This is a genomic window from Glycomyces sp. NRRL B-16210, assembly GCF_000719515.1.
GTDB lineage: Bacteria > Actinomycetota > Actinomycetes > Mycobacteriales > Micromonosporaceae > Glycomyces.
Genome location: NZ_JOGR01000007.1, coordinates 1 through 25,954 on the forward strand (window position 1 = coordinate 1; position 25,954 = coordinate 25,954).

General features: G+C 71.5%; 21 protein-coding genes and 1 pseudogene. 11 read left to right on the plus strand and 11 right to left on the minus strand.

Annotated features, from left to right (window positions below; all coding sequences use genetic code 11):
• Window positions 1–1,250 (plus strand): S1C family serine protease (locus IF12_RS22930; protein WP_030157793.1); only part of this gene is annotated, 1,250 nt, incomplete at its 5' end.
• Window positions 1,251–1,297: 47 nt separating this feature from the next.
• Here IF12_RS22930 and IF12_RS0110575 read toward each other — a convergent pair.
• Window positions 1,298–1,966 (minus strand): restriction endonuclease, encoded by a 669-nt coding sequence (locus IF12_RS0110575; RefSeq protein ID WP_030157795.1) that lies wholly within the window; start codon window positions 1,964–1,966, stop codon window positions 1,298–1,300.
• Between the two features lie 342 nt (window positions 1,967–2,308).
• On the opposite strand from IF12_RS0110575, the gene rsmI reads away from it, so the two are divergent.
• Window positions 2,309–3,160 carry a 16S rRNA (cytidine(1402)-2'-O)-methyltransferase gene (gene rsmI, locus IF12_RS0110580; protein ID WP_030157796.1) on the plus strand — a complete coding sequence of 284 codons (852 nt, stop codon included), beginning with the start codon at window positions 2,309–2,311 and terminating at the stop codon, window positions 3,158–3,160.
• Between the two features lie 127 nt (window positions 3,161–3,287).
• On the opposite strand, the gene IF12_RS0110585 is transcribed toward rsmI, so the two are convergent.
• Window positions 3,288–4,379, minus strand: a complete 1,092-nt coding sequence (locus IF12_RS0110585; protein WP_081913478.1) for an ABC transporter permease — start codon at window positions 4,377–4,379, stop codon at window positions 3,288–3,290.
• Complete coding sequence (locus tag IF12_RS0110590) at window positions 4,376–5,293, minus strand: ABC transporter ATP-binding protein (protein WP_030157801.1); 918 nt, start codon at window positions 5,291–5,293, stop codon at window positions 4,376–4,378. Before IF12_RS0110590 ends, IF12_RS0110585 begins: the two co-directional genes overlap by 4 nt.
• 197 nt (window positions 5,294–5,490) lie before the next feature.
• Here IF12_RS0110590 and IF12_RS0110595 point away from each other — a divergent pair, with 197 nt between their 5' ends.
• Window positions 5,491–6,903, plus strand: a complete 1,413-nt coding sequence (locus IF12_RS0110595; protein WP_030157803.1) for an MFS transporter — start codon at window positions 5,491–5,493, stop codon at window positions 6,901–6,903.
• Between the two features lie 125 nt (window positions 6,904–7,028).
• Here IF12_RS0110595 and IF12_RS0110600 read toward each other — a convergent pair whose 3' ends face one another.
• From IF12_RS0110600 to IF12_RS0110625, 6 genes and pseudogenes are all read right to left on the minus strand, one after another.
• The gene (locus IF12_RS0110600; protein WP_030157806.1) at window positions 7,029–7,637 is read right to left on the minus strand and encodes a DUF1349 domain-containing protein; all 609 of its coding nucleotides are present in this window, start codon (window positions 7,635–7,637) and stop codon (window positions 7,029–7,031) included.
• Between the two features lie 128 nt (window positions 7,638–7,765).
• A complete protein-coding gene (ispH, locus tag IF12_RS26150) occupies window positions 7,766–8,746 on the minus strand; it encodes a 4-hydroxy-3-methylbut-2-enyl diphosphate reductase (RefSeq protein ID WP_051704240.1) in 981 nt (326 codons plus the stop codon).
• A gap of 245 nt (window positions 8,747–8,991) precedes the next feature.
• A pseudogene (locus tag IF12_RS26600) lies at window positions 8,992–9,783 on the minus strand (polyprenyl synthetase family protein); the annotation flags it as partial.
• Between the two features lie 140 nt (window positions 9,784–9,923).
• A complete protein-coding gene (locus IF12_RS0110615) occupies window positions 9,924–11,348 on the minus strand; it encodes a family 2B encapsulin nanocompartment shell protein (protein WP_030157819.1) in 1,425 nt (474 codons plus the stop codon).
• Between the two features lie 90 nt (window positions 11,349–11,438).
• Complete coding sequence (locus IF12_RS0110620; RefSeq protein ID WP_166659620.1) at window positions 11,439–12,194, minus strand: DUF4239 domain-containing protein; 756 nt, start codon at window positions 12,192–12,194, stop codon at window positions 11,439–11,441.
• Between the two features lie 810 nt (window positions 12,195–13,004).
• Entirely contained in the window at window positions 13,005–15,374 is a 2,370-nt protein-coding gene (locus IF12_RS0110625) for a Geosmin synthase (protein WP_081913480.1), read from the minus strand.
• Window positions 15,375–15,647: 273 nt separating this feature from the next.
• Between IF12_RS0110625 and nirB the strand changes: the two genes are divergently transcribed.
• From nirB to IF12_RS24040, 4 genes are all read left to right on the plus strand, one after another.
• Window positions 15,648–18,125 (plus strand): nitrite reductase large subunit NirB, encoded by a 2,478-nt coding sequence (nirB, locus tag IF12_RS0110630; protein ID WP_030157825.1) that lies wholly within the window; start codon window positions 15,648–15,650, stop codon window positions 18,123–18,125.
• Window positions 18,126–18,130: 5 nt separating this feature from the next.
• Window positions 18,131–18,487, plus strand: a complete 357-nt coding sequence (nirD, locus tag IF12_RS0110635) for a nitrite reductase small subunit NirD (RefSeq protein WP_030157827.1) — start codon at window positions 18,131–18,133, stop codon at window positions 18,485–18,487.
• Complete coding sequence (locus IF12_RS0110640; RefSeq protein WP_051704241.1) at window positions 18,487–19,641, plus strand: uroporphyrinogen-III synthase; 1,155 nt, start codon at window positions 18,487–18,489, stop codon at window positions 19,639–19,641. The genes nirD and IF12_RS0110640 overlap by 1 nt, the downstream gene beginning before the upstream one ends.
• 306 nt (window positions 19,642–19,947) lie before the next feature.
• Window positions 19,948–20,667, plus strand: a complete 720-nt coding sequence (locus IF12_RS24040) for a hypothetical protein (RefSeq protein ID WP_051704242.1) — start codon at window positions 19,948–19,950, stop codon at window positions 20,665–20,667.
• A 105-nt stretch (window positions 20,668–20,772) separates the two neighbouring features.
• On the opposite strand, the gene IF12_RS0110650 is transcribed toward IF12_RS24040, so the two are convergent.
• Window positions 20,773–21,828, minus strand: coding sequence for an NAD-dependent epimerase/dehydratase family protein (locus IF12_RS0110650; RefSeq protein WP_030157835.1), 1,056 nt, complete (start codon window positions 21,826–21,828; stop codon window positions 20,773–20,775).
• Between the two features lie 143 nt (window positions 21,829–21,971).
• Here IF12_RS0110650 and IF12_RS0110655 point away from each other — a divergent pair, with 143 nt between their 5' ends.
• The 4 genes from IF12_RS0110655 to IF12_RS0110670 all read left to right on the plus strand — a co-directional run bounded on the left by IF12_RS0110655 (window position 21,972) and on the right by IF12_RS0110670 (window position 25,036).
• Window positions 21,972–22,673, plus strand: a complete 702-nt coding sequence (locus tag IF12_RS0110655) for an endonuclease V (RefSeq protein WP_030157837.1) — start codon at window positions 21,972–21,974, stop codon at window positions 22,671–22,673.
• Between the two features lie 94 nt (window positions 22,674–22,767).
• Window positions 22,768–23,220 (plus strand): hypothetical protein, encoded by a 453-nt coding sequence (locus tag IF12_RS0110660; protein WP_133884388.1) that lies wholly within the window; start codon window positions 22,768–22,770, stop codon window positions 23,218–23,220.
• Window positions 23,221–23,364: 144 nt separating this feature from the next.
• Window positions 23,365–24,114 (plus strand): DNA repair protein RecO, encoded by a 750-nt coding sequence (gene recO / locus IF12_RS0110665; RefSeq protein WP_030157842.1) that lies wholly within the window; start codon window positions 23,365–23,367, stop codon window positions 24,112–24,114.
• A gap of 121 nt (window positions 24,115–24,235) precedes the next feature.
• Complete coding sequence (locus tag IF12_RS0110670; protein WP_030157845.1) at window positions 24,236–25,036, plus strand: isoprenyl transferase; 801 nt, start codon at window positions 24,236–24,238, stop codon at window positions 25,034–25,036.
• An 11-nt stretch (window positions 25,037–25,047) separates the two neighbouring features.
• Here IF12_RS0110670 and IF12_RS0110675 read toward each other — a convergent pair whose 3' ends face one another.
• Window positions 25,048–25,944, minus strand: a complete 897-nt coding sequence (locus IF12_RS0110675) for an ion transporter (RefSeq protein ID WP_133884387.1) — start codon at window positions 25,942–25,944, stop codon at window positions 25,048–25,050.
• Between the last annotated feature and the right edge of the window lie 10 nt (window positions 25,945–25,954).

Consider the following 25,954-nt stretch of genomic DNA (forward strand, 5'->3'; position numbering starts at 1 on the left):
GCCTGCCCCCCGCCGGACCCAGCGCCGCACCGCCGCCCCCGGCCTCCGCCTACACCGCCGCGAACCCGGTGGCCGGGCACGTCCCGCCCACCGAGCAGACCCGCGTCCTCCACCCCGCCCCGACCGGCGCACCGCAGATGGCCGCCCCGGGCCAGGCCCCCGCCTGGCAGCCCGGACCGCCCGTCCCGCCGATGTACCGCCACCCCGGCGCGCCCCCGCCCTCGCGCGGGCGCGGCAAGCTCGTCGCCGGCGCGCTCGCGCTGGCCCTCATCGCCGGCGGCGCCGGCGGCGTCGCGGGCTGGTTCCTCAACGACGGCAGCAGCGGCACCACCGTGGTCGAATCCGTCTCGATGGACGCCGGCACCGGCATGACCTACACCGAGATCGTCGACAAGACCCGGCCCTCGGTCGTCACCATCGTGACCGATTCGGCCGAAGGCTCCGGCGTGGTCTACTCCGAGGACGGCTACATCGTCACCAACAACCACGTCGTGGACGGCGCGCAGGCCGTGCAGGTCCGCTTCTCCAACGGCTCCACCGCCGACGCCGCGATCGTCGCCACCGACGCGACCCAGGACCTCGCGGTCATCCAGGTCTCGGACGGGGAGGACCTCCAGCCGATCACCTTCGGCGACTCCGACAAGATCCAGGTCGGCGACGCGGCGGTCGCGATCGGCTCCCCGCTCGGCCTCGAAGGGACCGTGACCACCGGGATCGTCTCGGCCCTCGACCGCTCGATGACCGTCGCCGGCGAGGAGGGACAGGGCTTCGGCCAGTCCTCCAGCCAGACCCTCACCGGCCTGCTCCAGACCGACGCGGCCATCAACTCCGGCAACTCCGGCGGCGCGCTCGTCGACGGCAACGGCGACCTCATCGGCATCAACACCGCGATCGCCACCACCGACTCCGGCTCGATCGGCCTGGGCTTCGCGATCCCCTCGAACACTGTGCAGAGCGTCGTCGAGCAGCTCATCGAGAACGGCTCGGTCGAGCAGGGCTACCTCGGCGTCTCGGTGGCCGACACCGACGGCAACGGGGCCATGGTCCTCGGCGTCGAACCCGGCTCCCCGGCTGAGGAGGCCGGGCTCCAGGAAGGCGACATCATCACCGGGATCGACGGCGCGCCGATCACCGGCGCCTCCGAAGTGGTCGCGGCCGTGCAGGGCCAGGCCTCGGGCACCGAAGTGGTCATCACCTACACCAGGGACGAGGAGGAGGCCGAGACCACGGCGACCCTCGCCGGCACCTGAGTCCCGCTCACGACAGCACGGCGGCCCCGGATTCCCCGGGGCCGCCGTCAACGCTCTTGTAACGGCGCGGTCGTCCCGCTCGCCTCCAGCGCGGCGCGGACCGGCCGCAGCTCCACGGGGGCCTCGCCGGTCTCCAGCCACTCCGCGAGGCGGTCGCGGTCGACGATGAGCACCCCCAGTTGCGCGGCCACGGCCTCGTTGCGGGAGGCGTGGTGCATCCAGTGCAGGTTCGCGTTCGTGATGAGCACGCCTGCGTCGCAGTCCCAGCGGGCCTTGATCTCGCCGCCGAGGATCTGGACGTGGCGGTTGCCGTTGCGGCTGCGCATGGCGCGGTCGTCCTTCTTGGCGCGCACGATGATGCGCTTGCCGTTGTTGAAGGTCACCACGAAGTTGCAGCCCAGGTCGTTCTTGCGGTGCCCGAACTTCTTGACGCGCTTGGCGTCCAGGCCCACCAGGAGGCGGCCGATCAGGTGGTCGAAGGCCGGCAGGTTCATCTTGTCGACCCCGCGCATGAGGATCTGCCGCTCGGCGGAGACGGCCCGGTCGCGGTGCTCGCGCCCGCGGCTGCGGAACAGGATCCAGCCGGCGAGTGCCGTGCCGCCCAACAGGATCGCCGCCGACAGGAACCAGGCCCAGTGGTCCGCTATGAATCCGATGATGAAGTAGCCGAGGACGAGAGCGGCGATTCCCGCTCCTACCTTGAAGATCACGGACATGGCGGCCTCCAGTGGGTTCAGAGGGCGTGCGGCTGGCGTATGTCGCCTTGTAGTGTCGAAGTGCAGGTTCATGGCTCGCAAGCGTCGCCATGGCGGTGTTCATTTATGGCTCGCAAGCTTCGCCACGCCTGTGCACACTTATGGCTCGCAAGCTTCGCCACGGCTGTACACATTTATGGCTCGCAAGCTTCGCCATGACTAGGAGTATCCGTTACCGTTCGCTCACGCGTAAGGCCTATGTCCGGTACCCGACAGCATGGATCGGCAGCTTGCATGTGCGGCCCGTCGCGACGCGTTCACCGGGCCCCGCCTCCGCCGCGAGCGGTGGGGGATACTGGCCGGGTGTCGACTACTTCAACAGGCGTTTTGGTGCTTCTCGGTGCGCCGCTGGGAAATCCAGAGGACGCCTCGTCTCGGCTGCGGTCCGAGCTGGCCCGGGCCGATGTCATCGCCGCAGAGGATACCCGGCGGCTCCGCCGGCTCCTGAGCGAGCTGGACCTCGTCCCGACCGCCGCGATCACCTCGTATTTCGAGGCGAACGAGGTCGGCAGGACACCGATGCTTCTCGAACAATTGTACGACGGAAAACGGGTCGCCGTCATCACCGACGGCGGTATGCCCTCGGTCTCGGACCCGGGGTTTCGCCTGGTCAAGGCCGCCATTGACGCGGGGATCACGGTCACGTGCGCGCCGGGGGCGAGCGCGGTGACGACCGCGCTGGCGCTCTCGGGGATGCCCTGCGACCGGTTCTGCTTCGAGGGCTTCGCGCCGCGCAAGGACGGCGAGCGCCGGCGCCTGTTCGGCTCCCTCGCCGAGGAGCGGCGCACGATGGTGTTCTTCGAATCACCCCGCCGTGTCTCGGAAACGTTGCGCGCCATGGCATCGGCGCTGGGCCCGGACCGGCCCGCGGCCCTGTGCCGGGAGCTGACGAAGACCCACGAGGAGGTCCGCCGCGGCACCCTCGCCGAACTCGCCGAAGGCGCGGAGGCCGACCCGCCGCGCGGTGAGATCACCCTGGTGGTCTCGGGCTGGACGGGCCCGGACGCGAGCGAGGCGACCCCGGAGGCGATGGCCGCGGCCGTGGCGGCCCTGGAAGCGACCGGCGCCGACCGCAAGGCCGCGATGAAAGAAGTAGCCGTGAAATACGGCGTCAGCCGAAGAGACGTCTACGAAGCAGTCCTCAAATCGGACTGAGCGACACCACCCGAACGCCAAAGGCGGATATTCCCGAAATAACGGATAAATACCCCCTAAGGGACCCCTGGCTTAAAAGTACTCCTGGGGTACGACATCCGTTGCCAGCCAAGAAAACGAGCAATCCTCAGAGTTCGTCGAACTTGAAGGTCTTCCAGGCGACTACGGCCACGATCGCGGCGAATGCCGCGAGGAAGCCCAGTTGCGGGAGGACCGTGACCGGCGGGCTGCCGTAGACCACCACCGATTGCAGCGCCTCGTTCAGGTATCGCATCGGCGACAGGTACGAGATCCACTGCACCCACGTCGGCGACAGCGCCAGCGGCCAGAACGCGCCCGAGACGAACGCCATCGGCATCGTCACCAGGTTGCTCAGCCCCGCCGCGCCCGGACTCGTCTGCGCGATCCCGCCGATGACCACGCCGATCGCCAGGAACGCGAGCGTCCCCAGCAGCACCAGCGGCACCGCGAACCACGACCACCCCGACAGCTCCAGGCCGAACCCGAGCGCCGCGACCGCCAGGAACACCACCGTCTGACCCACCGCGACCAGCAGGTTCACCGACACCTTCGCGCCCAGGAACGTCTTCACCGAAGCCGGCGTCAACCGCAGGCGCCGCAGCAGCTTGTCGCGCTTCCAGTCCACGATCGTCCCGGCCGCGCCGAACACGCCCGAGATCGCGACGCCCCACGCCAGGATTCCCGGCGCGAGGTACTGGATCGCACGCAGTCCGCCGCCGTCGGCCTCCTCGACCTCGGCCTCCAGCACCGGCGCGCCCGGCGCCGCCGCCGAGAGCACCTCGACGTTCACGTTGTCGACCAGCGCCGAGAGGTTCCCCGCGGCGATCGACCCCGAGGTCTGGCTCGTCGGCGACGGGTAGATCCGCACCGTGTCGCCCTCCTGGACCACCGCGGCGTCCGCGTCGCCCTCGCGCAGCATCAGCATGGCCTCGTCGAGGTCCGCCACCGCCGTGACGGTGAAGTCCTCCGGGTCGGCGTCGTCGAGCACCGGCACCTCGCCGACGGCGAGGACCCGCGAGGCCGAGTCTCCGGTCGAACCGAACACGCTCGCCAGCAGCACCATGAACATCAGCGGCAGCAGCACCGTGAAGAACACCTGGCTGCGGTCGCGCAGCCAGCCGCGGCCGAGCGCCTTGACCAGGCTCACGTACGCCTTGGACCGCGCCTGCCGCGGCTCGCGCACCGCTCCGAGGCTCATTCGCGCCACTCCCGTCCGGTCACGTGCAAGAACACATCCTCCAGATTCGCCGTGCGCACCGCGAGGCCCTCCAGCGCCCCGTCGGAGGCCAGGGCCGTCAGCAGCTTGCGCGGGTCGCGGGTCTCGAACACGATCGCGTTCGGGCCCTCGGCGACGTGCTCGCCGGCCGCGAGCTCCTTGACGCGCTCGTCGGTGAGCTGCCCGGCCGCGACGGTCACCCGCGTGGGCGCGTCGAGCCCGCGGACGAACCCGGCGGGGGAGTCGACGGCCCTGATCTTGCCGGAGTCCATGATGGCGACCCGGTCGCACAGCGCCTCGGCCTCCTCCATGTAATGCGTCGTGAGCACCACGGTGCGGCCCTCGGCGTTGATCGCGCGCATGAGGTCCCACAGGTTGCGCCGCGCCTGCGGGTCCAACGCGGCGGTCGGCTCGTCGAGGAACACCAGCTCGGGGTCGCCGACGAGCGTGCACGCGATCGACAGGCGCTGCTGCTGGCCGCCCGAGAGCTTCTCGCAGCGGACGTTCGCGTGCTCGGCGAGGCCCACGAGGTCGAGCATCTCGGCGGCGCGGCCCTTCGCGGCCCCGTACAGCTCGGCGAACGTCTCGATCTGCTCCCGGGCGGTGAGGAACTCGAAGAACGCCGAGGCCTGCAACTGCACGCCGACCCGGCCGGTCAGCTCGGGGGAGTGCGGCCACGGCGAGCGCCCGAGGAGGCGCACGGTGCCCGAGTCGGGCTTGCGCAGGCCCTCGACGATCTCCAGGGTCGTGGTCTTCCCGGCCCCGTTGGGGCCGAGGATGCCGAAGAACTCGCCGCGCTCGACGCGGAAGCTCACGCCGTCGACTGCCCGGATCTCACCGGTCCTGCGGCCGCGGTAGGTCTTGCGGAGGTCGGCGACCTCGATGGCGGCGTCCATAACAGCTAACGCTAGGCCATCGCGTGATGTGACCGGGTTCTCGGCCAGCGCGGCGGCCTCCGGGCCCCTACTGGAGCCCGCCCGCGGGCGCTGACGCTCGGCTTTCACACCCCGCGTAACAGGACGGTGAGGCGAACTTCATCCCCCCGGCACAGGTGCCGCACTTGCAGGCAACGCCGCTGCCCGAAGGTGGCCCCATGACAGCGACACTGACGCAGACGGCCCCGAAGCCGCCCCCGACCCGCAAGGGCTGGATCACCGACTGGCGACCCGACGACGAAGCCTTCTGGCGGTCCAAGGGCCGCAAGGTCGCCCGCCGGAACCTGGTCTGGTCCGTCCTCGCCGAGCACCTCGGCTTCTCGGTGTGGACGATGTTCAGCATCATCACCCCCTACCTCGCGGCCGCCGGCTACGACTTCACGACCAGCCAGCTGTTCTGGCTCACCGCCGTCCCCAACCTCGTCGGCGCGTTCCTGCGCATCCCCTACACCGCGGCCGTGGCCCTGTTCGGCGGCCGCAACTGGACGATCATCTCCGCGGTCCTCCTGGTCGTGCCCACCGCGCTCCTGGCCTACTGCGTCATGACGCCCGGCACCCCGTACTGGCTGTTCGTGGTCGCGGGCGTCGCCGCCGGGTTCGGCGGCGGGAACTTCGCCTCCTCGATGGCGAACATCTCCTACTTCTATCCCGAGCGCCACCGCGGCGCGGCCCTCGGCATCAACGCCGCCGGCGGCAACATCGGCGTCTCGGCCGTGCAGTTCGTCGGCCCGCTCGTCATCGGCCTCGCGGTCCTGGGCTCCGCCCAGGGCACGACCGACTCCGGCGAGGCCTTCTTCCTCCACAACGTGCCGCTGCTGTGGCTGGTGCTGTCGGTGTTCGCCGCGTTCATGGCCTGGCGGGCCATGGACAACCTCTCGGTCGCCCGCACCCCGCTGCGCGAGCAGGCGCCCGCGCTGGCGCGCAAGCACACCTGGATCATGAGCGTGCTCTACATCGGCACGTTCGGGTCCTTCATCGGCTACTCGTTCGCGTTCCCGCTGGTCATCAAGTTGTCCTTCCCGGAGTTCAGCGCCTTGTGGATCGCCGCGCTCGGGCCCCTGGTCGGCTCGCTCGCCCGTCCGCTCGGCGGCTGGTTCGCCGACCGCCTCGCCGGAGCGCCGATCACCAGCCTCGCGTTCGTCCTCATGGGCGTCGGTGCGATGGGCGCGATCTGGGGCATCAACGCCGCCTCGTTCCCGCTGTTCTTCGTCTCGTTCATGCTGCTGTTCACCATGAGCGGCGTCGCCAACGGCTCGACTTACCGGTCGATCCCGGCGATCTTCCAGGCCGAGGCCGCCGCCGAGGCCGGCGGGCGGCCGAGTGAGGCGCAGGTCCTCAAGGCGAAGAAGGTCACCGCCGCGGCCCTCGGCTGGATCTCGGCGATCGGCGCCTTCGGCGGCTTCCTCATCAACCAGGGCTTCCGCATCGCCAACGAGCAGACCGGCTCGGTCGTCCCGGCCATGTGGGTCTTCATCGGCGCCTACGCGGTCTTCCTCGCGATCAACTGGTGGTGCTACCAGCGCACCGTCCTGGTCGCCAAGGCCCCCAGCCTCGCCTACGCCAAGGTCTGACGACAGGAGCCCCGGAACAGGCCGACCCGCCGCACGAGCAGTGTCGCTCGCAGGCCCGCGATCGTTCACCACGATCGCGGGCCTTTCGGTTTCCATCGCAATGGAGACCGAAAGGCCCGTGCCTTTCAGGACCCGTCGCGCAGGTCCCGGAGCGTCTCGGTCGTGAAGGCCACTTCGTCGATGACGGCCTCGCAGCCCTCGCCGATCGGCGACTGCACGCTCAAGCCCGCGCGCACCGGTCCTTCGACGCCGAACCCGAAGCAGCGCACGAACTCCCACCGCTCGCCGTCGTCCGAGGCGTGGAGCGCGAAGGCCGGGCCGATCCTGCTGGCCCGCAGCCACACGTGCTCGCCCTCGACGGTCCAGCCGTTCGCGTCGTCGGAGACGCCCCGGGTCACCACCGAGACGATCATCCCCGTGCCCTCGGGCGAGTACTCGAACGCGAATTTCGCCCAGTGGTCGTCGTCGATCACCAGCAGCAGCGCCCCGGCGTCGTACGTGCTCTTGAATCCGACCTTGAAACGGGCGCTGAACCGCCAGTCCCCGTCGGGCGGCGTCCCGAGGAGCTTGACGGCGTCCGAAGGCGCATGGGCCGGCAGGCCCGCGTAGGCGTACCAGTCGGTGCGGGGCGCGGCGGTCGCTTCGAGGCCGTTCTCGGCGGCGCTCCAGACGGGCGGCTCGACGCCGCCGTCCCAGTCGAGCGCGAATGGCAGGGAGGAGAGGTTCACGGTCATCCCCGGATCGTAGCGAGGAATGGGAGCGCTGCGACAGTCCTTTCGCAGCAGATTTCCGGACCTCCGAAATGCGCCTTCAGGTCGCGGTCGCGCGCCGCTCCGACGACCGGAGCGCGCCCTCGGGCGTCCTAGGGCCGGCGCGCGCCGGCCCGGAGCCGCTGCGGCAGCAGGAACTCCTGGGTCTCCTCGGCCACCGCCCGCTCGACGATCTCGATCGGGCCCGCCGCCGCGAGGGCCGCGACCACGTCGTCCACCAAACGTGGCGGCGCCGAAGCGCCCGCCGTCACCGCCACCGTCGCGGCGTCCTCCAGCCACGCCCGGTCGAGCTGCCCGGCGTCCTCGATGAGGTGCGCGGCCACCCCCGCCGCGCGCGAGAGCTCGACCAGGCGGTTCGAGTTCGACGAGTTCGCCGATCCGACGACCAGCACCAGGTCCGCCTCGCCGACCACGGCGGCCACGGCCGCCTGCCGGTTGCTCGTGGCGTAGCAGATGTCCTCGGCCCCTTGGCCCTTGATCCCCGGGAAACGCTCCTTCAGCGCCGCCGCGATCTGCTCGACCTCCGTCACCGACAGCGTCGTCTGGCTCAGGTACGTGACCTTCCCGGGGTCGGCGACCTCCAGGCGCGCCACGGCCTCGGCGCTCTCGACGAGCACCGTCCGCTCCGGAGCGACGCCCATCGTGCCGACGACCTCCTCGTGCCCCTCGTGCCCGATGAGGATCACCGTGTCGCCCGACTCGGCCGCCCGCTTGGCCTCCGCGTGGACCTTCGCCACCAGCGGGCACGTCGCGTCCACCGCGTCCAGGCCCCGCCTGGCCGCCTCCCGCTCGACCGCCGGCGCGACCCCGTGGGCGCTGAAGACCACCAGCGCCTGCTCGGGAACCTCGTCCAACTCAGAGATGAACACCGCCCCGCGCGACTCCAGATCGGCCACCACATGGGTGTTGTGGACGATCTGGTTGCGCACGTACACCGGCGGACCGTGCTGCTCCAGCAGCCGCTCGACGATCTCGATCGCCCGCTCCACGCCCGCGCAGAAGGATCTGGGGGCGGGCAGCAGGACCCGGCGCACCGCGGGCGCCGGGCCTTCTCGGCGAACCTCGCGAGCCATAAATTCGTCCTGGCGACCGTGCTCGCGGCCAGGATCGTCAGCTCCTCGACCGCATCGCCGCGCAGCGGCCGGGCCGCGCCCTCGCGCAGCCGCGGCGCGCTGAGCCCCTCGGCCGCCGCCTCGGTGAGCGACTCGGCCGCGCGCTGGCTCGCCCGCCTGCCGCCGCACGCCTCGACCAGATCCGCGGCGCGGTGCAGCTCGGTCTCGGTCAGCGGCGCGGTGCCGCCGTAGAGGCGCGCGAGTTCGGCCGCCTCGCGGTGCCCCGATCCGAGCGCGGCGGTCACCGGCAGGGACTTCTTGCGGTTGCGCAGGTCCGAGAACACGGCCTTGCCCGTCACCGACGGGTCGCCCCAGATGCCGAGCAGGTCGTCCACGTGCTGGAACGCGAGCCCCAGGCGGCACCCGAAGGCCTCCAGCGCCTCCACCTGCTCGCGCGTGCCGCCGCCGAACAGCGCCCCGAGCGCGGTGGCGCAGCCCATGAGCGAGGCGGTCTTGGCCTCGGACATCGCCACGCACTCGGCGAGCTCGACCCGGTCGCGCTCCTCGAAACGCGTGTCGGCGAGCTGGCCTTCGATGAGGGCCCGCACGGTCTGCGCGAGCAGCCCCGCGCCGGCCGAGGCCCGGTCGCCGCCGGCCTCGGCGATGATCTCGAACGCGAGCGCGTGCAGCGCGTCGCCCACGAGGATCGCGTCGTTGACCCCGTACACCTTCCACGCGGTCGGGCGGTGTCGCCGCAGCCCGTCGCGGTCGATGATGTCGTCGTGGATGAGGGAGAAGTTGTGGATCATCTCCACCGCGACCGCGGCCGGGACGGCCTGGCGCCAGTCCCCGTCCACGGTCTTCGCGGCCAGCAGCGTCAGCAGCGGCCGCAGGGCCTTGCCGGAGCTGGCCTCGGTGGGCTCGCCCGCGGCGTCGGTCCATCCGAAGTGGTAGGCGGCGATCTTCGCGGCGGGGGCGGGCAGGCGCTCGGCCGCCGCGCGCAGTCCGGCGTCGATGGCCTCGCGTTCGGCGGTGTAGCGGTCGGTCAGGACGGTCATGCGGGGCCTCCCTGGGCGGCACGGCGGTCGGGGCGGCGCGAACGCCGCGCGGGGCGGGGCTGCGGGTTCATCGGGGTCTGCGGGTGCATGCGACGGGGGGAGGCGCGGGCGGCCGCGGTATCCGCGGCCGCCCGGCCCTCCTAGCGTCCGATCTCGACGTGCTCGAGCACGCCGAGCGCGTCCGGGACCAGGACCGCGACCGAGAAGTAGGCGCTGACGAGGTAGGACATGACGGCCTTCTCGTCGATCCCCATGAACCGCACCGACAGGCCCGGCTCGTACTCGTCGGGCAGGCCGGTCTGGCGCAAGCCCACCACGCCCTGGTTGTCCTCGCCGACGCGCATCGCCACGATCGAGGTCGTGCGCGCGGCGCTGATCGGGATCTTGTTGCACGGCAGGAGCGGGACGCCCCGCCACGCCGGGACCTCGCGACCGTCCACGATCGCCGGGGTCGGGTACAGGCCCCGCTTGTTCAACTCCCGGCCGAACGCGGCGATCGCCTTGGGGTGCGCGAGCATGTACCGCGTGTCGCGGCGGCGGCTCAGCAGCTCGTCGAGGTCGTCGGGCGTCGGCGCGCCCGAGCGGGTCGGGATGCGCTGGCTCAGCGCCGCGTTGTGCAGCAGCCCGAACTCGCGGTTGTTGAGCAGCTGGTCCTCCTGCTGCTCCTTGAGCGCCTCGACGGTGAGCCGCAGCTGCTGCTCCATCTGGTTCATCGGCTTGTTGTAGAGGTCGGCGACGCGCGTGTGGACGCGCAGCACCGTCTGCGCCACCGACAGCTCGTACTCGCGCGGGGCCAGGTCGTAGTCCACGAACGTGTTCGGCAGGTCCGGCTCGCCGGTGTGGCCCGAGGCGATGTCGATGGCCGCCTCGCCGTGCTTGTTGGACTTCGCCGAGCGGCCCGCCTTGAAGCGCTCCAGGTGGTCGGCGAGGGCCGGGATGCGCTCGATCAGCTCGGCCGCGGCGGCGGCCGGGAGCGTGAGCGCCGTGATCGGGGTCGCGGCGATGACGTCGTGGTCCCAGGTCGGCTCGTCCTCGGTGAGGAGCTCCTCGCCGAAGTGGTCGCCGTCGACCAGGCGCCCGAGCGAGGCCTGGTCGCCGTACGGGCCGTTGCCGAACTGCTCGGCGCGCCCGTGCGCGATCAGGTGGATCCCGTCGACCGGGGCGCCCTCCTGCGCGAGGCGCTCGCCGGCGCCGATCTCGCGCTGCTCGAAGCGGTCGGCGATCGTGGCCAGCACGCCCTCGTCCTCGACCCCGCGCAGCTGGGCGATCTCGCCGAGCTCGGTGGGGATGACGCGGACGGTGTCGCCTTCGCTGGTGAACTCGACCCGGCCGTCGCCGACGGTGTGCGTCAGGCGCCGGTTGACCCGGTACGCGCCGCCCTGAGTCTGGACCCACGGCAGGACCTTCAGCAGCCAGCGGGAGGTGATCTCCTGCATCTGCGGAACGGACTTGGTGGTCGTGGCCAGGTTGCGCGCCGCGGCGGTGCTCAAGCTGGTCTGGGGGTGCTGTCCGTTCGCGGTCTGCTGCGGTACGGCAGACGTGCTGTCGAGGACGGAATCGGTCATGCTCACACTTCCTCACGTTGAGGCGGTTACGGCTCGTTGCTCATCATATCGGACATCAATGATGAAATTCCATAATGCCCTACAGAAAACTTATTCGTGTGTATACTGCGCATCGATGACGTCGTAACGCTCCACGGCGGTCTCGTAAGCCACCGGGTCGGCCTCCCCGCCCCTGCTGAACGGGTACTCCAACTGGTACGTCGCGAACAGCATCAGCGCGACCATTCCCGAGATCAGCCCCACCAGCACGAACTGGTACCGCCGCGTCGGCGTCCCCAGCGTGAGCATCACCGCGAACACCAGCAGCGCCCCCGGCACCAGCACGGTCCACATCGCCCCCGTCAGGCCCCGCTGGGCCTGGAACAGCCGCTCGGTCCGCAGCTCGGTCACCATCCCGATGCTCTCCCGCGCTGTGTCCAGCCGCGCCTGGACCACCTCGCTGTCGCCCGCGTCCGCCGCCGCGACCGGCGCCTGCATCGCGTCGATGTACAGCAGCCCCTGCGACGAGGGCGGCTCCAGGTCCCGCATCGCGATCCACTCCCGCTCGATCACCTCTTCGGTGTAGTCGCGCACCGCCCGGCGCACCTCGTCGCGCGCCTCCGGCTCCAGGCTCGACGCCGCCCAGTACACGTCGACCAGCTCGTTCGCCTCCTTGAAGGTCACCTGCCCCGCCTCGTGCTTGTTCTCCCACGCCGTGATGAGCACGAACGCGAGCACGATCGCGTACAGGACCGTGATCAGCTCGAACAGCGTCGTGCCGATCTCGTTGTTGTGCTCGCGCTCGGTCGGCGGCGCGAACTTCTGGAGCAGCGCCACGACCGCGCAGGCGGCGGCGACGACGATCAAGGAGAAAAGCAACCCTTGCCACCAAATGGCCATTGATTTCACCAAACTTCGTGAAGCAGAATAATCACCGTGAATCCTAATGAACGACTTAAAACAGTCGGGACCGCCCGATGACTCCCGGAACGCACCCAGGGAACGAGGCGCGATGCGCCGCCTGATCGCCTTGGTCATCGCCGCCGTGACGCTCACCGCGCTGCCGGCGCTGGCGCTCGCCTTCGACGCCGGGCCCGACGAGTCCATGACCGCCGAGCACCGCACCGCCTACCCGACCTACCCGGGCTATCCGACTTACCCGGGCTATCCGACCTATCCGGGTCCTCCCGAGCCGCCTGCGCCCGGCGTGCCGACCCCGCCCGAACCGCCGCACCCGCCGCAGCCTCCGGAGCCGCCCCACCCTCCGCATCCGCCGAAGCCCCCGACGCCGCCGCACCCGCCCGAACCTCCGACGCCGCCCTCCCCGCCGGCGCCACCGTCCCCACCTGCGCCACCGTCCCCACCTGCGCCGCCGTCGCCTCCCGCGCCGCCCACCCCTCCGGCTCCTGAACCGCCGACGCCTCCCGCCCCGGAACCGCCGGCACCGCCGGCGCCTCCCGCACCTCCGGCTCCCGAACCGCCCGCGCCCCCGGCTCCCGAACCGCCGGCCCCTGAGCCGCCAGCACCGTCGCCCGCTCCCGCGACCGCTCCGGCCGCTCCCGCAACGCCCTCAGCGGAACCGTCTCCCGACGCCTCCGTCGTGCCGCCGCCGGATCCGGGGCCGCTGCCGGTGTTCCTCGCGGTCGAGGAACCGGCCCCGGCCGGCGACGGGAACGATCAGGACTCGGGGCCGACTAAGCGGCGGATGATGGCCGCGGTGTTCGCGTTCGGGATGGCGACTTCCGCCGGGGCCGCGCTCTCGGGCCGCGGCGGCAGGTAGTCGCGCCACGACGGCGGCCGCAGGTACCGGCTCTGCGCCGGGACCTCGGCCGCCGCCGGCGGCCGGGCCTGCGCGGCGTCCGGCTCGAACAGGCCCGCGGCGCGCTCGGTCCGGGCCAGTCGCAGCTCGTCCTCGCCGTACCGGTCGGTCTCCCTGTGCCAGTGGAGGATCGCGCACATCCAGTTGCGCAGGTCCTGCACGTACGCCTCGAGTCCCTCGCGGGCGCCGGTGTCGAGTTCGAGGTCATCGGCGAGGGCCGGCAGCTCGGTCGCGGCGATGAACTCGAACTGCTCCAGCCGGGTCGTCATGAGGTCGTTGACCACTTCGACGCCCTCCTCCTTGGTGCAGCCCAGGAACTCCTCGGCGACGACGATGCCGTTGATGAGCTCGCCTTCGTACTCGATCTCCTTCTGGTAGGAGAAGAGGTCGTTGAGCAGGCACGCGTAGTCGACGGCGCTGTCCTCGAGCTCGCGCACGGGCCTGGAGGCGTACACCGCGTCGGGCACGACCCGCCCGGTGCGCAGGCGCGCCAGGCTCATCGTCATGTCCGAGCCGAAGGTGCCCCGGACCATCTCGACGTAGTCGACCGGGTCGGGCACGCGGTTCTGCGCGGCCTGGTGCAGCTCCCACAGCCACGCTTCGAGCATCTTCATGACCGCCTCGCGGAACTCGCCGCGGGCGGTCTCGCCCAGCTTCGATCCGGTCCGCGCCCACAGGTCGGTGAGGCCGCGCTCGAACGGGTTGGCGGGGGCGAGGACCGGTTGGAGGTCGAGCGGCATGCACTGCTCCAGGCGCCGGTGCTGGACGACGGCCGCGCCGAGGTCGCGGCCGCCGCCGAAGGCCGCCGGGTAGTAGTCGTCGCCGTAGGTGCCCCAGGCGAGCCAGTCGGAGGCCTCGTACAGCTCCTCCAGCGACCCGTCGGGGTCGATGCCGGCCGCGCACAGCGGGAAGTCGAAGCCGTCGAGCTGGCGCGCGGTCCACACGCCCGTTCCGGGCTGCATCGGGTCGACGCTCGTGAAGCCCATCTGGTCGCCCCAGTCGAGGCAGTGCTTCCGGGCCGCGTCGAGGTGCGGGTTGAGCCGCAGCTCGTAGGGCATGTGGATGTCCGGCAGCGCGGTCGGGCCGACCTGCCGGTACGGGGTGCGCACGTGCTGGCGCAGGCCCGAGGCGGCGATGCGCCCGGCGGAGGTCCCGATCCCGTTGGGACGGCGCAGGACCCGGTCGGCCGCGTCGTTCATGTACCGGCTGGAGCGCATGTGCCATTCGTGCCCGCCGGCCTGCCAGTCCTGGAGTCCCTTGGCGTACAGGGCGACCGACTGCTGCTCGGCCGGGTCCAGGCCCCGGTCGGCGTACAGGATCGGCAGTTCGGTGAGCGCGCTGTTCTCGAACTGGTGGAGCCGGGAGGTCAGCAGGTCGTTGACGAGGTTCGCGCACCGCTGCGTGTCGTAGCCGAGGAACCGCTCGAAGACGAGGACCGCGTTGGCGTTCTCGCCTTCGTCGGTGACCTCCCTTTCGTACGAGAACAGGTCGTTGCGCAGATGCACGGCGTCGGAGAAGGTGTCGCGCAGGACCTTCAGGGGCCGCTCGTGCGCGACCGAGGCCGGAACTTCGGCGCCGACGGCGTATTCGACCAGGCCCGCCGACCACGGGGCCCCGCCGACCTTGCGGCGCATGGCGATGTACTCGATCGGGTTGGCGACCCGGTCGGTGGTGATGTTCGTCAGCTCCCACAGGGACTCGAACAGCAGGTTCACGGTGGACACGAGGAACCGCTCGCGCCACTCCATCGACATCGACGGCGCGGTGCGCCGCCACAGGTCGGCCAGCCCGAGCTCGACCGGGTTCTCCGGCTCGGGCGTCAGGTGCTCATTTACAGCTCCGCGAGCGTCGCCGTGGCCCAAGTCCAGCGGCATGAACAGCGGGATGCGGTCGAGGTAGGCCTTGGCGCCCTTCGAATCGCGGGTGCGCTTGAACGCGTCGAGGAAGTGGTCGTCGAAGAAGAACACCCACACGTACCAGTCGGTGATGAGGTCGAGCGCGGGGGCGTCGCAGTCGGGGTGCGTGTAGGCGCACAGCAGGCCGTAGTCGTGGCGGTCGAGTTCGGCCTCGTCCCAGATGACGCCGCCGCCTTCGGAGGGGGCGTCGAGCATCCCCATCTCCTTGGCCCACACCCGCGCGTGCTCGCGCGCGGTCTCGACGTGCGGATTGAGGCGGGCCGGATGCGGAAGATAGAACACCGGCAACTCGAACGGGTGATTTTCTGACATAGCGCTCCTTAGCGGTCAAACCGGCGGATTGCAGCGCGTTTCACTGTAAGGCCTCCGCGACCGGACCGCTACCCCCCGTCGGGTGTCGCACACGAGCTGTCCATCGACGGCTCCGGGAGCGTGCGGACTACTTAGCACACGTGAAACATTGACCGCTCGATCGCGAAACAGGTCCGGGCAAATCTAGAGGCCTGTCGGAGGCCGACGGCACTGTGGTCGGTCCGGGCCGCCGAGCCCAGGGCACGCGGCGCGATTGAATGAGGTGTCAGCAGCATGAGCAAGCGTCTGGTAGTCATCGGCGACGGCATGGTCGGCCGCCGGTTCCTGGAGGCGGTCACCCAGCGCGATCCGTCCTGGGACGTCACGGTCCTCTGCGAGGAGCCCCGCCCCGCCTACGACCGGGTGCGCCTGTCGGCCTTCTTCGACGGCGTCAGCGCCGAGGAGCTCTCGCTCGCCTCGGACCTCGACGGCGTCACCGTCCGGCTCGGCGAAGCGGCCGTCGCCGTCGACCGCGACGCCAAGGTCGTCCGCTCCGCCTCCGCCGAGTACCCCTACGACAAGCTCGTCTTCGCCACCGGCTCCTACGCCTTCGTGCCCCCCATGGAAGGCGCGGACCTCGACGGCGTGTTCGTCTACCGCACCATCGAGGACCTCGAGGCGATCAAGGCCCGCGCCGCCGGCCGCCGCCACGGGGTCGTCATCGGCGGCGGCCTCCTCGGCCTCGAAGCGGCCAACGCGCTCACCCTTTTGGGCCTGGAGACCCAGATCGTCGAGTTCGCCCCCTGGCTCATGGCCCGCCAACTCGACGAGGCCGGCGGCGGCGTCCTCAAGCAGCACATCGAGAAGCTCGGCATCAAGGTCGACTGCGGCACCGGCGGCACCGCCATCGAGGCCCGCGACGGGCGCCTGCACATGACGACCAACCGCGACGGCCTCGCCTTCGACACCGACCTCATCGTCTTCGCCGCCGGCGTGCGCCCCCGCGACCAGCTCGCCCGCGACTGCGGCATCGCCGTCGGCGAACGGGGCGGCATCACCACCGACCTGTCCTGCGCCACCTCCGACCCCGACGTGTACGCCATCGGCGAGGTCGCCGCCATGGAAGGGGTCTGCTACGGGCTCGTCGCCCCCGGCTACTCGATGGCCGAAGTGGTCGCCGACCGCCTCGCCGGCGGCGAGGCCACCTTCCCCGGCGCCGACCTCTCCACCAAGCTCAAGCTCCTCGGCGTCGACGTCGCCCAGTTCGGCGCCTTCGACGGCCCCCTCGCGACCACCTACCTCGACCCCGCGAACGGCACCTACGCCAAGCTCGTCCTCTCCGACGACGCCCAGACCCTTCTGGGCGGCATGCTCGTCGGCAACGCCGAGCCCTACCCGCTCCTGCGCGCCTCCGTCGGCGGCAAGGTCCCCGGCAACCTCGCCGACCTCCTCTCCTCCGGCGAAGTCGAGGGCACCCTCCCCGACGCCGCCCAAGTGTGCTCCTGCAACGCGGTCACCAAGGGCCAGATCATGGGCGCCATCAGCGAAGGCTGCTGCGACGTCGCCGAGATCAAGGCCTGCACCAAGGCCGGCACCTCCTGCGGTTCGTGCGTCCCGATGCTCAAGCAGCTCCTCGCCGAAGGCGGCGTCGAGGTCTCCAAGGCCGTGTGCGAGCACTTCACCCAGTCGCGCGCCGAACTGTTCGACATCGTCAAGGTCACCGGCATCACCACCTTCTCCGAGCTCATCGCCCGCCACGGCACCGGCGCCGGCTGCGACCTGTGCAAGCCCACCGTCGCCTCGATCCTCGCGAGCCTCGGCGGCGGCCACATCCTCGACGGCGAGCAGGCCGCCCTCCAGGACACCAACGACCACTTCCTCGCCAACATGCAGCGCAACGGCACCTACTCGGTCGTCCCGCGCATCCCCGGCGGCGAGATCACCCCCGACAAGCTCATCGTCATCGGCGAGGTCGCCAAGGAGTTCGACCTCTACACCAAGATCACCGGCGGCCAGCGCATCGACATGTTCGGCGCCCGCGTCGAGGACCTCCCGAAGATCTGGCGCAAGCTCGTCGACGCCGGCTTCGAGTCCGGCCACGCCTACGGCAAGGCCCTGCGCACCGTCAAGTCCTGCGTCGGCACCGACTGGTGCCGCTACGGCGTCCAGGACTCGGTGAAGATGGCCATCGACCTCGAACTGCGCTACCGGGGCCTGCGCAGCCCCCACAAGCTCAAGTCCGCCGTCTCCGGGTGCGCGCGGGAATGCGCCGAGGCCCGCGGCAAGGACTTCGGGATCATCGCCACCGAGGACGGCTGGAACCTCTACGTCGGCGGCAACGGCGGCTTCACGCCCCGCCACGCCGACCTCCTCGTCTCCGACGTGGACTCCGAGACGCTCGTGCGCACCATCGACCGGTTCCTCATGTTCTACGTCGCCACCGCCGACCGCCTCCAGCGCACCTCCAAATGGGTCGAGGCCCTCGAAGGCGGCATCGACTACCTCCGCGAGGTGATCGTCGACGACCGGCTCGGCATCTGCGCCGAACTCGACGCCGCCATGGCCGAGCACGTCGCGAACTACGCCGACGAGTGGAAGGGCGTCATCGACGACCCCGAGAAGCTCCAGCGGTTCGTCTCCTTCGTCAACTCGCCCGAGACCCCCGACCCGTCGATCGAGTTCGAGACCGTCCGCGGCCAGAAGTTCCCGGCGGGGACCACCGCCCGCTCCCACTCCGGGCCGGTCCTGCTCGGCACTCCTGAAAGGAAGTAATCACCATGACCGATGCACGTTTCGAGGCCGTCTGCGCGTTCGACCGCCTCATCCCCGGCCGCGGCGTCGCCGCCCTCCTGGCCGACGGCGCCCAGGTCGCCGTCTTCCGCCTGGCCGACGACAGCCTCCACGCCCTGTCCAACCGCGACCCGTTCATGGGCGCCAACGTCATGAGCCGCGGCCTCGTCGGCGACCGCGGCGGCGAGCCGGTCGTCACCAGCCCCCTGCTCAAGCAGGCCTTCGCCCTCAAGACCGGCGAGTGCCTCGACGACCCGGCCGCGTCCCTCGAGGTCTACGCCGTCGAAGTGGCCGACGGCGAGGTCCGCGTGGGCGCGAAGGTCGCCGTCGGGGCGGCCGCCTAATGGTCGGGGCCGGGGCACCGCCCCGCGAGCCCGAGGCCCGGTCGGCGCTGGCGCCGCTGACCGGTTACACCGTCGCCGTCACCGCCCAGCGCCGGGCGGACGAGCTGGCGACTCTGCTCGAACGCAGGGGCGCGCGCACCGTCGTCGCCCCGACCCTGCGGATCGTGCCGCTGCCCGACGACGAGGCGCTGCGCGCGGCCACCGTCGAACTCATCCGTGAGGCCCCCGACCTCGTGGTCGCGACCACCGGCATCGGCTTCCGCGGCTGGCTCGAAGCGGCCGAGGGCTGGGGCATGGGCGACGACCTGCTGCGCGTGTGCGAGCAGGCCCGCATCCTCTGCCGCGGCCCCAAGGCCCTCGGCGCGGTGCGCGCCGCCGGGCTCACCGAGGAGTGGACGGCGCCGAGCGAGACCGGCGACGAGGTCGTGGAGTACCTGCGCGTGCGCGGCGTCTCGGGCCAGCGCGTCGCGATCCAGCTCCACGGCGACCCGGCCGAGGACTTCATCCGCACCGTCCGCGACGGGGGCGGCGCGGCCGTGCCCGTCCCGGTCTACCGCTGGACGCTGCCGACCGACATCACGCCGGTGCAGCGCCTCGTGGACGCCATCTGCGCCAGGCGCATCGACGCGGTCACCTTCACGTCGGCGCCCGCCGCGAACGCGCTGCTGCGCATCGCCGGCGACCAGGCCGCCGACCTGCTGGAGGCCTTCCGGGCCTCCGCGGAGGACAACGGGGTCCTCCCGGTCGCGGTCGGCCCGGTCACCGCCTCGCCGCTGGAGCGCCTCGGCGTCGCGACGGTCCAGCCGCAGCGCGCGCGCCTGGGCTCGCTGGTGCGGACCGTGGCCTCGGCGCTGCCGAAGCGCTCGCGCAAGCTCCAGCTCGCCACCGGGCACCGCATCGAGCTGCGCGGCCACATGGTCCTGCTCGACGACGAGCCGTTCCAGCTGCCGCCGGCGCCGATGGCCGTCATCCGGGCGCTCGCGAGCGCCGACGGGAAGGTCCTCTCCCGCGCCGAGCTGCTGGGCCACCTGCCGCGCGGCGCGGACGGGCACGCGGTGGAGATGGCCGTGACGCGCCTGCGGGACGCGGTCCACCTGCGGTCCTGTGTGGAGACGGTGATCAAGCGCGGCTACCGGCTCAACCTGGAGGTCTGATCGACAGTCGACGGACCTTCGGGCCTGTCGTCCTGGGGCGCAGCGCCCGACGCGGCCGGCGCTCCGCCCCGGCGTCCCGAAGCCGGTCCGCGCGAGGCGGCCACCGTTCGGTCGAGCGGTAGTCGGCCGCGGGGTTGCCTGAAGCCGCCCTTCAAGCGGCTACCGGCGCTGCGCCCTGAAGCGGTCCGCGCGCCGCACGAGGCGGCTCCATTGAGGAAGCAGTGGCAGTCCCAGCGGCGACTCCGTACGATGAGGGAGCCCGAGACCGCAGACGACGAACCCGCAGATCCCGAATCGGAGGCAGCCATGGCCTACCCGCCGGCGCCGCAGTACCCGCAACCGCAGCCGTCCGAACCGAAGGTCAGGCCGGGCTCGGTCACCGCCGTGGTGGTGACGCAGCTCCTGACCGCCGTACTGCTCATCGTCACCGGCATCGCCATGTTCGCGGTGCAGTCGGCGGTGAAGGACGTCGCGGTCGACGAGATCCTCAGCGACCCCGAACTCCAGAACTCGGGGATCACCGCGAACACGATCGAAACGTTCATCACCGCCACGTTCGCGCTGATCGCGGGGGTCTACCTCGTCTTCGCGGTGTTCTACATCGTCTTGGCCCTGCTCAACAACCGCGGCGCGCGGCCCGCGCGCATCCTCAGCTGGATCCTGTCGGGCATCGCCCTGGCCTGCTGCGGGATCGGCGGCCTCATCGGCCAGGCCGGCTCCACGATGACCGCCACCATCGACGACACCCAGTACCAGGACGAGATGACGAAGGCGATCGAGGACGCGACCCCGTCCTGGGTCAGCGCGCTCGACTGGATCACCATCATCGCGTTCATCGCCGGCTCGCTGGTGATCATCATCCTGCTGGCCGTCCCGGCCTCGAACGAGTTCTTCCGCAAGGGCGAGCCCGCCGGCCCCTACCCCGGCCAGTCGCCGTACGGGCAGCAGCCCGGCCAGCCTCCCCACGGCCAGCAGCCCCCGTACGGGCAGCAGCCGCCTCCGCCGCCCGGCCCGCCCCAGGCCTGACGCGAAGCCGCACACGACGAACCGGCCCCGCCACTTCCGGCGGGGCCGGTCCTCGTCTCACGGCCTGCGTACCGCCTTCAGCCCATCGCGTTCACGCCACCGCCGTCACGCCTCGGCCTCCGGCCCCGGCACGTCGAACCGGCGCCGCCGGTCGTGCCAGGCGCCCAGGACCGCGCCCTCCTTCTCGCGCGACAGCCCCGCCTTCAACCGCGGCGCCTCGGCGTTCGCCCGCCACCACCGCTTGACCGTGTCGCCCAGCGGCGACAGCCGCAGCCCCGCCGCGACCGCCGGGCCCGCCGACCGCCCCTGGTGCCCGTCGTACTCCGGCGACGGCAGCCACATGCCGAGCGAGTCCGGCCCGGCCCACGGGTTGACCCCCTGCTCGGCGAGGAAGTCCTGCGGCAGCCACGTCAGCAGCGGCGGCTCGCCGATGATCCCCGCCTCCAGCAGCGCCTCGGCGATCCCGTACAGGAACGCGCCCATGCCGATCGGCTCCCCGATCGCGTCGAGCGTCCCGGTCAGGCCCGCCTCGGCGGCGTCGAGCAGCCAGGCCGCGTAGTCCTCCACGTCGATCCACTGCACGGGCCGGTCCGGTTCGCCCGGCGCGAGCACCTCGCCGCCCTCGGCGAGGCGCAGCGGCCAGTAGCCGAGCCGGTCGTTGCCGTCCCCGGCGCCCACGATGAGCCCCGGCCGCGTGATGAACGCCTTCGCGCCGAGCCGCTCGCGCACCAGGTTCTCGCACGCGACCTTGCTCGCCCCGTACCGCTCGACCGCCCGGTCGGCCGAGTCCGCGGCGGTCGGCTCCTCCAGATCCGGCGCCACCACGTCGTGCCTGGCGTACACCGAGATCGTCGACACGAACGACCAGTGCCCGACCCGGTCGGCCAGCAGGTCCAGGACCGGCCCGACGTGCGCGGGAATCCGCGCGACGTCGAAGACCGCGTCGAACTCCCTGCCGCGCAACGCCTCCACCCCTTCCGGCGTGTCGCGGTCGATGCGCACGAACTCGACGTCCTCGGGCGGCTCGCCGCTGGCGCCGCGAGCGGCGACGGTCACGTCGTGGCCGCGCTCGACCGCCAGCCGCGCGAGGGCCCGGGACAGGTAGACGGTCCCGCCGAGGACGAGGACGCGCTTGGGCGCTGCTGCCGATGCGTAGGTCATCCCCTGAGCATGGTGTGTCGAAGGCGTTCGGGCAAGTCGCGTTCACCCAGAGCGGAGCACCCGGCCGCCTCCGGCGATCCGGGCGGTCCCGCCCAGCGAGAACCGGTGCCTTGCCGCCGCCGCTTTTTCGTTAGGCTGCTTGCGTGAGCGACGACTCCGCAGCGAGCCCGACCCGCGCCGCCTACGCCCGCCAGCCGAGCGACGAGGCCGAAGCGGTGGCGTTGCAGACCGAGCTCGCCGGATGCGTCGTCGTCGCCGACGACGAGCGCCCCGTCGCCACCGTCGCCGGACTCGACATCGCCTACGACAAGCACGGCGACGCCGCCGTGGCCACCGCGGTCGTACTGCGCCGCGGCGACCTCGCCGTCCTCGACCGGGCCGTCGTGCACGGCACCTCCGACTTCCCGTACGTCCCCGGCCTTCTCGCGTTCCGCGAACTCCCGCTGCTGCTCAAGGCGATCGAGGAACTCCAGGTCACCCCCGACCTCTACGTCTGCGACGGCTACGGGCTCACCCACCCGCGTCGCCTCGGCCTCGCCTGCCACCTCGGCGTGGTCCTCGACGCGCCCGCGATCGGCGTCGCCAAGAGCCCCCCGCACCTCCCGGTCGACGCGCCCGGCCCGCTGCGCGGCGCGTGGTCCCCGATCACCGCGGGGGAGGAGACCGTGGGCTGCGCACTGCGCACACAGGACGGCGTCAAACCCGTCTACGTCTCCGTCGGCCACCGCAGCACCCTCGAGACCGCGCGCGGCCTCGTGCTCGAACTCGCCCCGCGGTACCGCCTGCCCGAACCGATCCGGGCCGCCGACCAGTTGGGACGCAAGCGACTCGCCGCCTGCGCGTGAACGCCGGCACCGCCCCGCGGTAAGGCGAACCCCACCCCCGGACGGGGCGCTCGCAGGATGGTCCCCGGCCCGCGGCGAAACTAACGTCTGAGCCATGGAAACCCCGGACTCTGTCAGACAATCCGCGCTGTTGTGGACCGTCGCCGTCGCCGCCGGCATCATCGAGACCGTCCTCGCCGTCAGCGAGGCCGCCCTCGAATCCGGCCTCGACAACGGCGTCTACCTCAACATCGGCGTCCGCGCCCTCGTCTACGCCGGAGCGATGGCGCTCGTCTTCGCCTTCGCCGGCGGGCGCCGCTGGGCCCGCACGAGCCTCGCCGTCCTGCTCTCGGTGATCGGCCTCGCCTCCATGGTCGTCCCGTCCGCCGCGGAACTGGCCGGCGGCGAAGCGCTCATCGCCGCTGTCGGCGGCGACGGCGAGTTCGCGCTGGCCTTCTTCGTCACCCGGCTCGCGCATCTCGCTGCGGTCCTGCTCGCGACGGGCCTCATGTTCTCCAAGTCCGCCAACCGCTACTTCGCCAAGCGCCCCGCGCCCGTGCCCGCCTGAGACCGAGGCGCCCCGGCCGCAGGAGGGCCGGGGCGCCTCCCAACGCCCGTCGCCGGCGCCGCCGCGACAACCGGACACCTCCGCCCGTCTCCGAACCGATCCCGGACCGGTGGCCTCGTCGTACCCGCAGGTTAGGCTTGCGCAGTGGGGGTCGGCACTCGAAAACTGTTCCGCGACGACGCGGTGGTCCTGCGCACCTTCAAACTCGGCGAGGCCGACGCGATCGTCTCGCTCCTGGGCCGCCAGAGGGGCCGCTACCGGGCCATGGCCAAGGGCCTGCGCCGCACCTCCTCCAAGTTCGGCGCGCGCCTCGCCCCCTTCAGCCACGTCGACCTCCAGCTCATCGAGGGCCGCAGCGAACTGCACACCGTCACCCAGGCGGTCGGCCTGCACCTCTCCGGCGGCGCGATCAGCGCCGACTGGGCCGCCTACACCGCCGCTTGCGTCATCGCCGAGGCCGCCGAGCGGCTCGTCCCCGAGGACCACCAGCCCGACCTCGACGTCTTCCAGCTCACGCTCGGCGCCTTCCGGGCCCTCGCCGAGACCGACCTGCCGCCGGTTTTGATCATGGACTCCTACCTCCTGCGCGGCATGAAGACCGCCGGGTGGGCCCCCTCCCTCGGCGAATGCGCCAGCTGCGGCCGCGACGGCGAGCACCGCGCCTTCGCCGTCGCCGCCGGCGGCGCCGTCTGCGGCGACTGCCGTCCCGGCGGCGCCACCGTCCCCGCCCCGGCCTCGCTCGCGCTCATGCGCGCCCTCGAAGCCGGCGACTGGACGAACGCGACCGCCGCCGACGGCCGCCAGCGCACCGAAGCGGCCGGCCTCATCGCCGCCCACTTCCAATGGCACTCCGAACGCCCCCTGCGCACCCTCAAATACGTCCCCCACCAATGACGCCCGGGCCGGTCCCGCCCCGAACCCCGCACCGCGAGCCCCGGCCCCGCCGCCGACAGCGCCCCCGGCCCTGCACCGACTACGATCGAGGCCCCGCCGACCGGTCGCCTTTGGAGGTCCAGTGAGCCGCAAGTACGAGCCGCCGAAACCGCACCCCTCGGGCGCCACCCCGCCCGAGCTGCCCCGCGAGCTGGTCCCGCGGCACGTTGCGCTCGTCATGGACGGCAACGGCCGCTGGGCCAAGGAACGCGGCCTCAAACGCACCGAAGGCCACTCGATGGGCGAGGCCTCCCTGTTCGACACCATCGAAGGCGCCATCGAGATGGGCGTGGGCACCCTCTCGGCCTACGCGTTCTCCACCGAGAACTGGCGTCGCAGCCCCGACGAGGTCCGCTGGCTCATGGGCTTCAACCGCGACGTCATCCACCGCCGCCGCGACGAGCTGCACGCCATGGGCGTGCGCATTCGCTGGGCCGGGCGCCGCCCGCGGCTGTGGAAGAGCGTCATCTCCGAGCTCGAAGTGGCCGAGGAGATGTCGAAGCAGAACGACAAGATCACGCTCCAGTTCTGCGTGAACTACGGCGGCCGCGCCGAGATCGCCGACGCCGCGGCGGCCCTCGCCCGCGACGTCAAGGCCGGGCGGGTCAACCCCGACCGCGTCACCGAGAAAACCTTCGCCCGCTACCTCTACAACCCCGACCTGCCGGACGTCGACCTGTTCCTGCGGCCCTCGGGGGAGCAGCGGACCTCGAACTTCCTGCCGTGGCAGTCGGCCTACGCCGAGATGGTGTACCTCGACGTGCTCTGGCCCGACTTCGACCGCCGCCACCTGTGGCAGGCCTGCGAGATCTACGCCCGCCGCGACCGCCGCTTCGGCGGCGCCGTGCCCAACCAGGTTCCCGAACCCGGGGCCGCCGCCTAACGCCCTGTGCCTCAACGGAACGGCGTGAACCGCTGCCCCGGCGCCCGCTCGGCCGCGAGCTGGTCGACCGTCGCCTGGAGCGCCGCGATCCGCTCCAGGATCAGCGCCGTGTCCGCCGAGACCTGCCCGTCCTCGTCGTCGAGCTTCTGCGCCTCCTCCATCGAGGCGATCACGACGCCGATCATGATGTTCACCAGGATGAACGCGCCGAACAGGATGAACAGAATGTAGTACGGCATCGTCCAGGGATCGTTCGCCGCGCTCTCGCGCAGCACGTTCCCCATGTCGTCGAAGGCCACCAGTTGGAACAGGTTCAGCAGCGCCCGGCCGATGGTCTTGAAGTGCTCCTCGTCGGACTCGCTGAACGCGATCCAGCCGATCATCGCCCACAGGTACATGATCACGCCCGTCAGCGCCATCACCCCCGCCGACTTCGGCAGGGCCTTCCCGGCCGCGACCAGGATGATCCGCAGCGACGGCATCGACTTGAAGATCCGCACCACCCGCGCCAGGCGCAGCAGCCGCAGGATCGTCACGTTCTCGCGCACGCCCGGCACGAACGAGCCCACCACGATCGCGAAGTCGAAGACGTTCCAACCCGACTTGAAGTACCGCCACGGCCGCCGCCCGAACGACACGAGGCCGATGACGACCTCGAACGTGAAGAACGCCAGGCACACCCGGTCGGCCCAACTCAGGAAGGCGCCCGCCGAACCCGAGACGGACGGGAACGTCATCGCGCCGAGGATCGCCCCGTTGACGAGGATCACGGCCATCGACAGGATCTGGAAGCGCCGGTGGTCCAGCAGCGCACGGCACGCCTCGGCCGCGCCGAGGCCGCGGCGGCGCACGGGCGGAGGCGTTTCGGGCGGAGCGGTGGCAGGGGCGGCAGTGGGTGGAGCTTGCACCCAGACAGCG

Excerpts from the sequence above, each read along its gene's own strand:
- IF12_RS0110660 (WP_133884388.1), top strand. The coding sequence starts at position 22,768 with ATGGAAACCCCGGACTCTGTCAGACAATCCGCGCTGTTGTGGACCGTC.
- IF12_RS0110625 (WP_081913480.1), bottom strand. The coding sequence starts at position 15,374 with ATGTCAGAAAATCACCCGTTCGAGTTGCCGGTGTTCTATCTTCCGCAT.
- nirD (WP_030157827.1), top strand. The coding sequence starts at position 18,131 with ATGACCGATGCACGTTTCGAGGCCGTCTGCGCGTTCGACCGCCTCATC.
- IF12_RS0110595 (WP_030157803.1), top strand. The coding sequence starts at position 5,491 with ATGACAGCGACACTGACGCAGACGGCCCCGAAGCCGCCCCCGACCCGC.
- IF12_RS0110600 (WP_030157806.1), bottom strand. The coding sequence starts at position 7,637 with ATGACCGTGAACCTCTCCTCCCTGCCATTCGCGCTCGACTGGGACGGC.
- IF12_RS0110650 (WP_030157835.1), bottom strand. The coding sequence starts at position 21,828 with ATGACCTACGCATCGGCAGCAGCGCCCAAGCGCGTCCTCGTCCTCGGC.
- nirB (WP_030157825.1), top strand. The coding sequence starts at position 15,648 with ATGAGCAAGCGTCTGGTAGTCATCGGCGACGGCATGGTCGGCCGCCGG.
- IF12_RS0110590 (WP_030157801.1), bottom strand. The coding sequence starts at position 5,293 with ATGGACGCCGCCATCGAGGTCGCCGACCTCCGCAAGACCTACCGCGGC.
- IF12_RS0110640 (WP_051704241.1), top strand. The coding sequence starts at position 18,487 with ATGGTCGGGGCCGGGGCACCGCCCCGCGAGCCCGAGGCCCGGTCGGCG.
- ispH (WP_051704240.1), bottom strand. The coding sequence starts at position 8,746 with ATGGCTCGCGAGGTTCGCCGAGAAGGCCCGGCGCCCGCGGTGCGCCGG.
- IF12_RS0110575 (WP_030157795.1), bottom strand. The coding sequence starts at position 1,966 with ATGTCCGTGATCTTCAAGGTAGGAGCGGGAATCGCCGCTCTCGTCCTC.
- IF12_RS0110585 (WP_081913478.1), bottom strand. The coding sequence starts at position 4,379 with ATGAGCCTCGGAGCGGTGCGCGAGCCGCGGCAGGCGCGGTCCAAGGCG.
- IF12_RS0110615 (WP_030157819.1), bottom strand. The coding sequence starts at position 11,348 with ATGACCGATTCCGTCCTCGACAGCACGTCTGCCGTACCGCAGCAGACC.
- IF12_RS24040 (WP_051704242.1), top strand. The coding sequence starts at position 19,948 with ATGGCCTACCCGCCGGCGCCGCAGTACCCGCAACCGCAGCCGTCCGAA.